Raw genomic sequence first — 12,699 nt, forward strand, 5'->3', positions numbered from 1 at the left:
CGATTGTGTACCATAGTCGACCTTGGGAAAGGCAGGGGAGAGCCTTTCGGGGAGGAGCCAGTGGCCAAGGCCGCAAGCCAAATTCAAATGCCAATCGGCGTCGTCGTTCGCAAAACACCCGGTGTCACTCGCTGGGCGAAATGGAACTGGCGCGCCGTCGCAGTATTGCCTGGTGCCGCTTCGGCGGACTGGCAGGAAATGCGTCGTGAAGGTGAGGCCGTGGAATATCACGCGGCCACCCTGCCCCTGACCCTATGGGCTGATGAGACCGAGGCCTATATGGTGAACCTGTCTGACGGGCAGCCTTCGATCTACCTTGTGCTGCGCGACGCGCTGAACGGTGAACGTCCCATGGACGCCTTGCTTGTTACCGCGTCCCCGTTCGAAGGGCAGGATTATGCGGACACTGGCGAAGAGATTGTCGAGAAAATCCCGATGACCGAAGGGCTGATCGCCTGGGTTCGGGATTTTGCGATGGAACATCACCGCGAAGAGGTGTTCGTCAAACGCCGCCGGGACAAAAAGCGGACGGATCTGGTTGAAGACGGCAAAGGCGATGCGCGCATCCGGCAGGATTCGGACGTCTACCGCGCACCGCGAAGGATCGTCCAATGACCGCATCCCGCGATTTCTGGTCCCGCCGCAAAGCCGCCGTTCAGGCCGAGGCCGAAGCTGAAGTTACCGCGACAGAGGAACAGGTCATTGCCGCTCGGCACGCCGAGTTGGAACAGAAAAGCGACGCGGAAATACTGGCTGAGCTTAACCTGCCCGACCCCGACCAATTGCAGGCGGGTGATGATGTTTCGGGCTTTATGGCCAAAGCCGTGCCCGACCGCCTGCGTCGTCGCGCGCTGCGCCGCTTGTGGCGGTTGAATCCGGTATTGGCGAATGTGGACGGGCTGGTTGATTATGGCGAGGATTACACCGACGCCGCCTGCGTAATCGAAAACATCCAGACCGCCTATCAGGTGGGCAAAGGCATGCTGGCCCATGTCGAGGCGTTGGCTGCGGAAACAGAAGAAAGCGGCGTTGAGATCGAGGCCGCCCCGGAGTCAGAACACGGACCCGAACCCGCACCGGAAAACACCGAGCCGGATCCCGTGCCGGTCAAAGAACCGGAGCCGATCCTGGTTACAGACACCGCAGACCTTGATGAGGTCGAGCTGCCCCCGGCCCCACGCCGTATGAAATTCGAGTTTGAAGGATAACCCCATGACCGCAAGCAGTGCGCAACATTTGGATGTGTCGACCGAGGATCGCCTGCGCGCGGATTTCTACAACTTTCTCGGGCTGCTTCTGGCCGCGCCGCCGGATCAGATGCTGCTGGATCAGGTGGCGGGCCTGACAGGCGACGAAACCGATCTGGGTCGGGCCATTCAGGCCATGGCACGGGTTGCCAAGGTTACCAAGCCAGCGGCGGCGGAACGCGAATTCAACGCCTTGTTCATCGGTCTGGGGCGTGGTGAGTTGCTGCCATATGCCAGCTTTTACCTGACCGGTTTCCTGAACGAGAAACCCTTGGCGCAGCTGCGCAACGACATGGCCGCTCGCGGGATCACACGCGCACAAAACGTGTTCGAACCAGAAGACAACATCGCCTCACTGATGGAGATGATGGCAGGCATGATCGTTGGGCGCTTTGGCACGCCTGCATCGCTGGAAGATCAACGCGCCTTTTGGAACAAACACATCGGCCCCTGGGCCACGCATTTCTATTCGGATTTGGAAGCCGCTGAAAACTCGGTTCTCTATGCCTCGGTCGGTTCAGCCGGACGGGTGTTCATGGAGATCGAGCGCGAAGCCTTCCGAATGACGGCAGCGTGATCCGCTGCCCCTCGCCAGTGCCCAGCCGGGCACTAAATCGCAATTGGGAGAGGAGGATCCCATGAGCAAGTCCAAGGAAGAAGGCGCCACGCGCCGCGATTTCCTTAAACTGGCCGGAACCGCAGCGCCCGCTGCCGTCGCCGCCGCCAGCCTGAGCGGAACAGCCGAAGCAGCCGAGCTGCCCACGGATGAAACCCGCATTCAGGACACCGCGCATACCCGCGCCTATCTGGACAGCGCCCGGTTCTAAACCGGACGTCGTTACCACCCGACTGACGGTTGCGATTGGCCCTGACGTCGGCTTCGAGAAGTACCAAGCCAGCCGTGGCTCACACGGCGCGCAAGGGAGGAAAGAAATGCTTAGGAAAAAGACCAACGGGGTTGCGAGACGCCCCCAGCGGACAAGTATCCTGTCCCAGGTCGGCGAGAAAACCGTCGATCGCCGCGCATTTTTGCGTGGATCGGGCCTGACGATCGGCGGATTGGCCGCGATCAGCGCCACGGGTGGAACCGTGACGCCAGCCAGTGCCCAGACAGCGGCCAATCAGGCCGTCGAAAATATCAAATCCGTATGCACCCACTGCTCGGTCGGCTGTACCGTCGTCGCCGAAGTACAGAACGGTGTCTGGGTCGGGCAGGAACCCGGCTGGGACAGCCCGTTCAACCTGGGTGCACATTGCGCCAAGGGGGCCTCGGTTCGCGAGCACGCCCATGGTGAACGCCGCCTGAAATATCCGATGAAAAAGGAAGGCGGCGAGTGGAAGCGCATCAGCTGGGAACAGGCGATCGACGAGATCGGCGACGGCATGATGAGCATCCGCGAAGAATCCGGGCCGGACAGCGTGTACTGGCTGGGGTCTGCGAAGCACAACAACGAACAGGCCTATCTGTTCCGCAAGTTCGCCGCCTATTGGGGCACGAACAACGTGGACCATCAGGCCCGTATCTGCCACTCGACCACTGTTGCGGGCGTTGCGAATACATGGGGCTACGGTGCCATGACCAATTCGTACAACGACATGCACAACAGCAAGGCGATCTTCATCATCGGCGGCAACCCGGCCGAGGCGCACCCCGTCTCGCTGCTGCATATTCTGCGCGCGAAAGAGCAGAACAATGCCCCGCTGATCGTCTGCGACCCGCGTTTCACACGCACCGCGGCCCATGCGGATGAATATGTCCGCTTCCGTCCGGGTACGGACGTGGCGCTGGTCTGGGGTATCCTGTGGCACATCTTCGACAACGGTTGGGAGGACAAAGAGTTCATCCGCACCCGTGTCTGGGGCATGGACCAGATCCGCGAAGAAGTCGCGCAATGGACCCCGGAAGAGGTCGAACGTGTGACCGGCACCCCCGGTTCGCAATTGCGCCGCGTTGCGCGCACCATGGCCAACAACCGTCCCGGCACGGTCGTCTGGTGCATGGGTGGTACACAGCACACCAACGGCAACAACAACACCCGCGCCTACTGCGTGTTGCAGCTGGCCCTTGGCAACATGGGCACAAGCGGTGGCGGCACCAACATCTTCCGTGGCCATGACAACGTGCAGGGCGCGACGGACCTTGGTGTTCTGTCCCATACCCTGCCCGGCTATTACGGCCTGTCCAACGGCGCATGGGGTCACTGGTCCCGCGTCTGGGGTGAAGATGTCGACTGGCTGAAAGGGCAGTTCGCCACGATCAAGGACAAGGACGGCAAGGACAAACCGCTGATGAACGAGCGTGGCATCCCTGTCTCGCGCTGGATCGACGGTGTTCTGGAAGATCCCGAGAACATGGATCAGGACAACAACGTCCGCGCCATGGTTCTGTGGGGACACGCGCCCAACTCGCAAACACGCGGGCCGGAAATGAAGACGGCGATGGAAAAGCTGGACATGCTGGTCGTGGTCGACCCGTATCCCACCGTTTCCGCCGTTCTGCATGACCGGACGGATGGCGTTTACCTGCTGCCGGCCTGTACGCAGTTCGAAACCCGTGGCTCTGTCACGGCATCGAACCGGTCGTTGCAGTGGCGCGACAAGGTGGTCGATCCGCTGTTCGAAAGCCTGCCGGACGAGGTCATCATGGCCAAATTCGCCAACAAGTTCGGCTGGGCGGATCGCCTCTTCCGCAATATCGAGATGGAAGATGCCGAAACCCCCAATGTTGAAAGCATCACGCGTGAGTTCAACGGCGGCCTTTGGACCATTGGCTATACCGGCCAGTCGCCGGAGCGTCTGAAAAGCCATATGGCCAACCAGCACACGTTCGACAGAACCACGCTGCAGGCTATTGGCGGTCCGAACGACGGCGAATACTACGGTCTGCCCTGGCCCTGCTGGGGAACGGCTGAGATGGGTCATACGGGGACACCCAACCTCTATGACATGTCCAAGCCGGTGGCCGAAGGCGGCCTGACCTTCCGCGCTCGTTTCGGGGTGGAACGCGATGGCGACAACCTGCTGGCCGAAGGGGTCTATAGCGTTGGGTCGGAGATTCAGGATGGGTATCCCGAATTCACGATGCAGATGCTGATGGACCTTGGCTGGGACGGCGATCTGACCGCTGAAGAGCGGGCAGCTATCGACGCCGTTGCAGGGCCGGAAACCAACTGGAAGACCGACCTGTCGGGCGGTATCCAGCGGGTTGCGATCAAGCATGGCTGTGCGCCCTTCGGGAACGCCAAAGCCCGTGCGGTCGTCTGGACCTTCCCGGACCCGATCCCGATCCACCGCGAGCCGCTGTATACCAACCGGCGCGATCTGGTCGAGGATTATCCAACCTACGAGGACCGTCAGGCCTATCGTCTGCCGACCCTTTATGCATCGATCCAAAAGAACGACTTTTCAAAGGATTACCCGATAATCCTGACGTCTGGTCGGCTGGTCGAATATGAAGGCGGTGGCGAGGAAAGCCGGTCGAACCCGTGGCTGGCTGAGCTTCAGCAAGACATGTTCGTCGAGATCAACCCCCGCGACGCCAACAACCTTGGCATCCGCGACGGGGCGCAGGTCTGGGTCGAAGGCCCCGAGGGCGGCAAGGTCAAGGTGATGGCGATGCTGACCAACAGGGTCGGTGCCGGTGTGGCGTTTATGCCGTTCCACTTCGGCGGCCATTTCCAGGGTGAGGATCTGCGGCACAAATACCCCGCAGGCGCTGACCCCTATGTCCTGGGTGAAAGTTCCAACACCGCCCAGACCTATGGCTATGATTCAGTGACCCAGATGCAAGAGAGCAAGTGTACTCTCTGCAAGATCTCGGCAGCGTAAGGAGGACGATAAATGGCTAGAGCAAAGTTTCTCTGCGACGCTGAACGCTGCATCGAGTGCAACGCCTGCGTAACCGCGTGTAAGAACGAGCACGAGGTGCCCTGGGGCATCAACCGCCGCAGGGTGGTGACGATCAATGACGGCAACCCGGGCGAACGCTCGATCTCGGTGGCCTGTATGCATTGCTCGGATGCGCCCTGTATGGCGGTGTGCCCGGTCGACTGCTTCTATCAGAACGAAGAAGGGGTCGTCCTGCACTCCAAGGACCTGTGCATCGGCTGCGGCTATTGCTTCTATGCGTGCCCGTTCGGCGCGCCGCAATACCCGCAGGCGGGCAACTTCGGATCACGCGGCAAGATGGACAAATGTACCTTCTGCGCCGGTGGACCCGAAGAAACCCATTCGACCGCAGAGTTCGCCAAATACGGTCGCAATCGGATCGCCGAGGGCAAACTGCCCATCTGCGCCGAGATGTGTTCCACCAAGGCCCTGCTTGCCGGTGACGGCGACGTGGTCTCGGCCATCTACCGCGAACGCGTCGTGGCGCGCGGGTTTGGCTCGGGCGCTTGGGGTTGGGGCACGGCCTACGACCAGAAAGACGGCTAGTCCGTCTGCATGAACCACACAGACGACCCGCTTTTGCGGGTCGTCTGATCTGGGATTTTCACCGAGGTTCAGATGTTCCGCTTACTCATCGCATTTCTGTTCGCTATTGGCGTCGCGCAAGCTGCTGCCGCGCAAACGACCGAGGACGGCGTTGCCGTACCGGAACCAGGTCGCGCCGAAACTGGCGGGGCAACGACCCTCGAAGACATTCTTGCCCGTCAACGCGGCGAAAAGGTCGATAACAGCTATCGCTCGGACAACACAGGACAAAGCAACGCCGAAGGCTTGCTGGGTCAGCTGGGCACGCGTGGCGTAGCCTCGGACAGCGATGTCTACCGCGCGCTGCGCTACGGGTCGGCGGATGTAACCGTGTCGTCCAAGGGACCCGCGGCCAGTGTTCTGATTCAGGACGGCGGCATGTGGTGGCTGAACTTCCGCACCGGGCCATTGCGGGAATATGGCACCTATATTCTGGGCGGAATGCTGGCTGTTCTGCTGCTCTTTTTCCTGATCCGGGGGAAAATCCGGATTGATGGTGAAAAGACGGGGCGAACCGTGACCCGTTTCAACGGCATCGAACGTTTCGGTCACTGGCTGTTTGCCGGGTCTTTTCTGGTGCTCGGTCTGACTGGCCTGCTGACGCTTTATGGCCGTGACTTCCTGATCCCGATCTTTGGGAAAGAAGGGTTCGCTGCGATTGCTCAGGGGTGCAAATGGCTGCACAACAATCTGGCATGGGCTTTCATGTTGGGGCTGATCATCGTCACCGTGAACTGGATCGCACACAATATCCCGAACCGCACAGATCTGAAGTGGCTGGCCGCTGGCGGTGGTCTGTTCACCAAAAACAGCCACCCGCCTGCCAAGAAATTCAACGCGGGCCAAAAGATCGTCTTCTGGGCCTGCATTCTGTTGGGTGTTTCGATCAGCCTGTCCGGCTTGTCGCTGCTGTTCCCGTTTGAGATGCCGCTCTTTGCCAAGACCTTTTCGATCGCCAATGCCACCGGCATCCCGCAGATGCTGGGCCTGAACCTGCCGGTGCAGATGTCCCCACAAGAGGAGATGCAGTACGCGCAGGTCTGGCACGTCATGATCGCTTATGTCTTCATCGCGATCATTATCGCCCATATCTACCTTGGTTCGGTCGGCATGGAAGGCGCGTTCGATGCCATGGGCACCGGCGAGGTCGAGGAACAATGGGCGCGCGAGCACCATTCACTGTGGCTGGAAGAGGTGCAGGAAAAAGAGGCTGGCAAAGCAGCGGCCTCGCCTGCTGAATAGATGCGGCGGCTGGCGTTGGCGTTGGCTATGCTGCCTCTGCCTGCGTGGGCAGAGTTCTATACGCTGAAAGGTCATGGCGGGCCGATCATGGGCATTGCCACCGCGCCCGATGGGCGCATTGCAACGGCAAGCTTCGACAATTCTGTGGGGCTGTGGACCGAACAGACGCCGCAATGGCTGGAAGGCCACGAGGCCGCCGTGAACTCGGTCGCTTTCAACGGCACTGCAATCTATTCCGCCGGGGATGATTTTACATTGCGCCGCTGGCCGGGTGGCGAAATTGTCGGACAACACAAAGGCAAGATCGTCGGCCTGGCGGCATCCAAAACCCATGTGGCCACTGCCAGTTGGGATGGAACTATTGGCCTGTGGCCGGTTGACGGAACGGCCCCCATGACACTGGGCCCTACCGGCAGCGGCGTGAATTCAGTGGTGTTTTCACCGGATGGCACACAGCTTTATTCCGCGGGAATGGACGGGTCGCTGCGTATTTGGGATGTGTCCAGCGGACAGGAAACAAGCAGATTGATCGAACACGGGTTCGGTATCAACGAACTGATACTGAACGCGCAGGACAACTGGATCGCCTATGGCGCTGTGGATGGTGTCACGCGTATTCTTGATCTCACCACCGGATCAGAGCGCGATTTCACTCTGGGTCGCCGCCCCATCCTGGCTTTGGCCATCAGCCCGGACCGCAATCTTTTGGCCGTTGGCGATGGTGAGGGTTACATCATGGTCATCGACACAGTCGACTGGCGTATCGCACAGGATTTTCGCGCAACCTTGCGCGGCCCGGTCTGGGCCTTGGCATTTTCGCCGGATGGGGAAAACCTTCACGCCGGCGGCATGGACGAGGCCATGTATAGCTGGCCGGTTTCCGCGCTGGACGAACAGGAACAGATGGCCGCAACCCAACCCGGTTTTCTGAAAAATCCCGCCGAGATGAGCAATGGAGAGCGCCAGTTCACCCGCAAATGCTCAATCTGTCACAGCCTGACGCCGGATGGCGAAAGACGCGCTGGCCCCACACTGCACGGTATCTTCGGACGACCAGCGGGCACCTTGCCGGGGTATTTCTACTCGGACACGTTGCAAGACTCTGATATCATTTGGAATGACAAAACGATTAATGCCCTTTTCGACGAAGGGCCAGACCACTACATTCCGGGCTCTAAGATGCCGATGCAACGGATCACGCAGGCCAGCGACCGGGACGACCTGATTGCCTTTCTGCGCCGCGCAACGGCACCGGAAAACTGAACCGGAGGAAAACATGAAAGCCTTTCTTGCCGCTGTCGCCGCGATGGTCGTGATCACCGTTGCCGCGCCCTATACTCTTGGTCAGATCGGGTTCAGCGCCGCTGATGCGGGAACCGGGTCGGCCGTGCGTCTCGACTGAATGTCCGAATTCCTGACCACCAAGGAACTGGCCGATCTGCTGCGTATTGGCGAACGGAAGGCTTATGATCTGGCCTCGTCCGGCCAGGTGCCCTGCGTGCGCGCCATGGGCAAGCTGCTGTTTCCACGCGCCGAGATCATCGCCTGGCTCAATGCGTCGCGGACCGGGCCGCAAGTGGCCGAACCGCCCCTGCCGCCAATCGTGGCAGGCAGCCACGACCCGCTACTGGATTGGGCGCTGCGCGAAAGCGGGTCGGGTCTGGCGACTTATTATGACGGATCGTTCGACGGGATGATCCGCCTGAAGGAGCGCAGCGCGCAGGCCGCTGCGCTGCACATCCATGAAGAACAGGGGTTCAACACCCAAACCCTGCGCGCCAATTTGGGCGAGGCACCTGTGGTCCTTTTTGAGATTGCGCAACGGCAGCGCGGGCTTCTGCTGGCACCCGGCGTCACGGACATCACAGGGTTTGCCGATCTGAAAGGGCGCCGGGTGATCCTGCGGCAAATCAGTGCCGCCAGCCAGCGGCTGTTCGACACACAGCTTGAGGCCCACGGCCTGACGCGCAACGATCTGGACACCCTGCCCGTTTGCGCCCGTACCGAAGAAGAACTGGCCATCGCCCTGCACGACAACAAGGCCGAGGCCGGGTTTGGATTGGGCGCCTTGGCGGGGCTTTATGATCTGGGCTTTGCGCCGACGCATTCCGAACGGCTGGATCTGGCGATCTGGCGACGCGCGTATTTCGACGACCCGATGCTCAGACTTCTCAGCTTTTTGCAATCAGACCGGTTCAGCGCGCGCGCGGCCGAATTCGGCGGCTATGACTTGTCCGGTCTGGGCACGATCCACCACAACGGGTCCAGCGGCTGAGGTACCTCAATCCGCATTGGGAAAGAACAGCTGCTGACCGTCCAGCTTGTAAGACGCAATCGCCGATTGGCCATCCGGGCCGATCAGCCAGTCGATGAACCTCTGCCCAGCTGCTGCCCGCGCGCGCGGGTGCTTTTCGGGGTTCACAAGAATAACGCCATACTGATTGAACAGGCGGGGATCGCCTTGGACCAGAACCTCAAGGTTGCCTTGGTTCCCAAACGATTGCCACGTGGCCCGGTCCGTCAGCGTATAAGCGTCCATCCCGCTGGCCACATTCAGCGTCGCCCCCATGCCCGAACCTGTCTCGCGGTACCATGTGCCCGACGCTGCGGTCGGGTCGGTGTCCACCGTATCCCACAAGCGCATTTCCGCCTTATGGGTACCGCTGTCATCCCCGCGCGAGGCAAAGGTGGCCTCGGCACCGGCCACCGCCGCCAGCGCCGCCACGATATCTGTACCGCCTCTCACCTTGGCCGGATCGGACTTTGGCCCGACCAGCACGAAATCGTTGTACATCACGTCAAACCGCTCAACACCCCAGCCCTCGGTGACGAATTGTTCCTCGGCCTGTTTGGCGTGGACCAGCAGAACGTCGCCATCGCCGTTGATCGCGTTCCGGATGGCCTGCCCGGTGCCGACGGCGACCACACGCACGTCGATGCCGGTTTCGGCCTCAAACCCCGGCAGGATGTAATCCAGCAAGCCCGAATTCTGGGTCGATGTCGTTGATTGCACCACGATAAACGGCGCTTCGGCACTGGCAGGTGCCGCTGTCAGGCCAAGAGTCACAACGGCTGCCCGAAGGAAATTCCGGATCATTCAGATCTCCTGTTATTGATTATGTGACCAGCCCACCTGCCAGATACCGGCGGGCGGCATCGCTTTCGGGGGCATCCAATACCTGTTTGGCCGCCCCATGTTCAACCACATGACCGCCCTGCATCATCACGATATCTGCCGCCAGCCGCCGCGCCTGACCGATGTCATGTGTGACCATGACGATGCGCACACCACGGGTCGAGGCGCGCAGGATCATCCGCTCGATCATCTGTGTGGCACTGGGGTCCAATGCGCTGGTGGGTTCGTCCAGAAACAGCGTCTCGGGTTCCAGCGCAAGGGCGCGCAGGATGGCAAGCCGCTGTGCCTCGCCCCCGGACAGTGACCGCGCCGATTGACGGGTTTTTCCATCCAACCCGCCTTCGGCCAGTAGTTCCTCGATACGGATCTTGCGTGTGGCCCGGGGCAAACCCTGTCGTTTCAGCACAAAGTCCAGATTGGCCGCAACCGACCGCCGCAGCAAAACGGGCTGCTGAAACACCATGGCCTGCCGCGCCTTGTGTTCGGCGTTCAGGATCGCACCGTCCTGCCTGACCTGCCCCTGATCCGGCACGATCAAACCGTGCAGGCACCGCAGCAGCAGGCTTTTGCCCGCCCCGTTCGGCCCAAGGATCAACGTCGGACCAGGCCCATCAAGCGAAAGCCGCGACACATCCAGCAACGCCTTGCCCTTGCGGGTGATCCCCACCCCATCCACCGAAAGGCAACCTGCCCTATCCGGGACCAGATCACGCATGGCGCAACCCCTCCCTCTCGGCCCGCAGGCTGAGCGTGCTGACCATCGCGTTCACGGCCACGGCAATCCCGATCAGAATTGCCCCCAGGGCCAAGGCCAGCGCCAGATTACCTTTGGATGTCTCAAGCGCGATGGTCGTGGTCATCACCCGTGTAACGTGGTTGATATTGCCGCCGACGATGATCACCGCGCCCACCTCGGCAATGGCCCGGCCAAACCCGGCCAGCAAAGCCGTGACCAGCGCCAGCCGCGCGTCCCACAACAGCACCGGCACCGACGCCAGACGCGACACGCCCAGCGACCGCAGTTGTTCCGAATACTCCTCGGCCAGCATTTCGATCACTTGCCGGGTCAGCGCCGCCACGATGGGCGTGACCAACACCACCTGCGCAATGATCATCGCGGTCGGCGTATACAGCAACTCAAGAACACCCAGCGGCCCCGAGCGCGACAACATCAGATAGACCAGCAACCCGACAACAACCGGCGGAAACCCCATCAGGGCGTTCATCAGCACAATCAACATGCGCCGCCCCGGAAAGCGGGCAACCGCCAGCGCGGCCCCTACGGGCATCCCGATCACCGCAGAAATCAGGACGGCAAAGATGGAAACTTTCAGGGACAACAGAACAATCGCCCAAAGCTCTGCATCCCCATTCAGGATCAGAGCAATTGCCGAACTGAATTCTGATGCAAAACCTTGCATAATTTTCCGTGTGGCTGGCATTTCGTATGAAATGCGTTGATATGCACCGGAATACTAATGCTTTTGCCCTTCAAGTACAGACACGTTTCCGACATGCCCAAACAGAAACGCGGCCCCGATTGGGACCGCGCGTTGTCAGGTAAGACACAGGGTTCAGTTCAGGGCCGCATCCGTGATCTGATGGGTCCAGGCACCATCGGGCTGCTTGGTAATCACCGGATCAGAACCGCCCGCCAGCAAAGTGCCTACGGTGCGTTCAAAATCCGCGGGGTCCAGCGCGCCGTTGGAACCGGATGTCAACTTGGCGATTTCACCCATCATGCGTTTCTGATGCTCTTCGGTCTGGGCACCGGTCGCGTCATTCTCAAGCACGATTTCGGCCGCCTCATCCGGATGTTCTTCGGCGTATTTCCATCCCTTCATCGAGGCGCGGACAAACCGCTCCATCTTGTCGGTAAATGCCGCGTCGCTGAGGTTTTCCTCAAGCACATACAGACCATCTTCCAGCGTGGCGACGCCCTGATCTTCGTATTTGAATGTCACCAGCTCATCCGGGTTTACGCCCGCATCAATGACCTGCCAGTATTCGTTGTAGGTCATGGTGCTGATGCAATCAGCCTGACGCTGCAGCAAGGGGTCGACGTTGAAACCCTGTTTCAGAACTTCGACACCGCTTTCGCCTTTGCCACCCGTGTCGATGCCCAATTGGCTCATCCAGCTCATGAACGGGAACTCATTCCCAAAGAACCAAACGCCCAAAGTGCGATTCTTGAGGTCCTCGGGCGAGGAAATCCCCGCGTCCTTCCAACAGGTCAGCATCATGCCAGAGCTTTTGAATGGCTGGGCAATATTCACCAGCGGCAGCCCCTTTTCGCGTGCAGCCAGCGCGGCGGGCATCCATTCCACGGTCACATCGGCACCGCCGCCTGCGATCACCTGGGTCGGCGCAATATCCGGGCCACCGGGCAGGATGGTGACATCCAGCCCCTCTTCCTCGTAAAACCCTTTGTCCTTGGCGACGTAATAGCCTGCGAACTGCGCCTGCGTCACCCATTTCAATTGCAATGTCACCTCATCCGCCGCCAGTGCAGCGCTGGCTGCCAGGCTAAAGGCGGTAACCGCCCCGCTGAGTAGCTTTTTCATCTTCATATCTCCTAGTTGCTGTTGATGCCCCGTTTTC

At 60.5% G+C, this 12,699-nt stretch carries 14 protein-coding genes; 10 read left to right on the plus strand and 4 right to left on the minus strand.

The annotated features are described in order from the left end of the window. Positions 1-60: 60 nt before the first annotated feature. The 10 genes from JT51_RS02310 to JT51_RS02350 all read left to right on the plus strand — a co-directional run bounded on the left by JT51_RS02310 (position 61) and on the right by JT51_RS02350 (position 9,237). Entirely contained in the window at positions 61-615 is a 555-nt protein-coding gene (locus JT51_RS02310; RefSeq protein ID WP_081894578.1) for a DUF3305 domain-containing protein, read from the plus strand. Further along, positions 612-1,208, plus strand: coding sequence for a DUF3306 domain-containing protein (locus tag JT51_RS02315; RefSeq protein WP_037307331.1), 597 nt, complete (start codon positions 612-614; stop codon positions 1,206-1,208). The genes JT51_RS02310 and JT51_RS02315 overlap by 4 nt, the downstream gene beginning before the upstream one ends. 4 nt (positions 1,209-1,212) lie before the next feature. Continuing rightward, a complete protein-coding gene (locus tag JT51_RS02320) occupies positions 1,213-1,824 on the plus strand; it encodes a TorD/DmsD family molecular chaperone (RefSeq protein ID WP_037307333.1) in 612 nt (203 codons plus the stop codon). A 61-nt stretch (positions 1,825-1,885) separates the two neighbouring features. Then, positions 1,886-2,074, plus strand: a complete 189-nt coding sequence (locus tag JT51_RS02325) for a ubiquinol-cytochrome c reductase iron-sulfur subunit N-terminal domain-containing protein (RefSeq protein ID WP_037307336.1) — start codon at positions 1,886-1,888, stop codon at positions 2,072-2,074. A gap of 106 nt (positions 2,075-2,180) precedes the next feature. Beyond that, entirely contained in the window at positions 2,181-5,075 is a 2,895-nt protein-coding gene (locus JT51_RS02330) for a formate dehydrogenase subunit alpha (RefSeq protein WP_037307338.1), read from the plus strand. 12 nt (positions 5,076-5,087) lie between these two features. Further along, positions 5,088-5,681 (plus strand): formate dehydrogenase FDH3 subunit beta, encoded by a 594-nt coding sequence (fdh3B, locus tag JT51_RS02335; RefSeq protein ID WP_037307340.1) that lies wholly within the window; start codon positions 5,088-5,090, stop codon positions 5,679-5,681. Between the two features lie 72 nt (positions 5,682-5,753). Then, complete coding sequence (locus tag JT51_RS02340; RefSeq protein ID WP_037307342.1) at positions 5,754-6,962, plus strand: formate dehydrogenase subunit gamma; 1,209 nt, start codon at positions 5,754-5,756, stop codon at positions 6,960-6,962. Beyond that, on the plus strand, positions 6,963-8,225 hold the full coding sequence (locus JT51_RS02345; protein WP_037307344.1) for a c-type cytochrome: 1,263 nt from the start codon (positions 6,963-6,965) through the stop codon (positions 8,223-8,225). Between the two features lie 13 nt (positions 8,226-8,238). Further along, positions 8,239-8,364 carry a hypothetical protein gene (locus JT51_RS22330; protein WP_268745976.1) on the plus strand — a complete coding sequence of 42 codons (126 nt, stop codon included), beginning with the start codon at positions 8,239-8,241 and terminating at the stop codon, positions 8,362-8,364. After that, positions 8,365-9,237, plus strand: coding sequence for a helix-turn-helix transcriptional regulator (locus tag JT51_RS02350; RefSeq protein WP_037307346.1), 873 nt, complete (start codon positions 8,365-8,367; stop codon positions 9,235-9,237). It abuts the gene before it with no gap. Between the two features lie 6 nt (positions 9,238-9,243). On the opposite strand, the gene JT51_RS02355 is transcribed toward JT51_RS02350, so the two are convergent. The 4 genes from JT51_RS02355 to JT51_RS02370 all read right to left on the minus strand — a co-directional run bounded on the left by JT51_RS02355 (position 9,244) and on the right by JT51_RS02370 (position 12,662). Next, entirely contained in the window at positions 9,244-10,059 is an 816-nt protein-coding gene (locus tag JT51_RS02355; RefSeq protein WP_037307348.1) for an extracellular solute-binding protein, read from the minus strand. Between the two features lie 19 nt (positions 10,060-10,078). After that, entirely contained in the window at positions 10,079-10,813 is a 735-nt protein-coding gene (locus tag JT51_RS02360; protein ID WP_037307351.1) for an ATP-binding cassette domain-containing protein, read from the minus strand. Beyond that, positions 10,806-11,519, minus strand: coding sequence for an ABC transporter permease (locus JT51_RS02365; RefSeq protein WP_037307353.1), 714 nt, complete (start codon positions 11,517-11,519; stop codon positions 10,806-10,808). The genes JT51_RS02360 and JT51_RS02365 overlap by 8 nt, the downstream gene beginning before the upstream one ends. Positions 11,520-11,672: 153 nt before the next feature. Continuing rightward, positions 11,673-12,662, minus strand: coding sequence for an ABC transporter substrate-binding protein (locus tag JT51_RS02370; protein ID WP_037309308.1), 990 nt, complete (start codon positions 12,660-12,662; stop codon positions 11,673-11,675). Positions 12,663-12,699: the final 37 nt, after the last annotated feature.

It is taken from the genome of Ruegeria halocynthiae, assembly GCF_000743705.1.
GTDB classification, from domain to species: Bacteria; Pseudomonadota; Alphaproteobacteria; order Rhodobacterales; family Rhodobacteraceae; genus Ruegeria; species Ruegeria halocynthiae_B.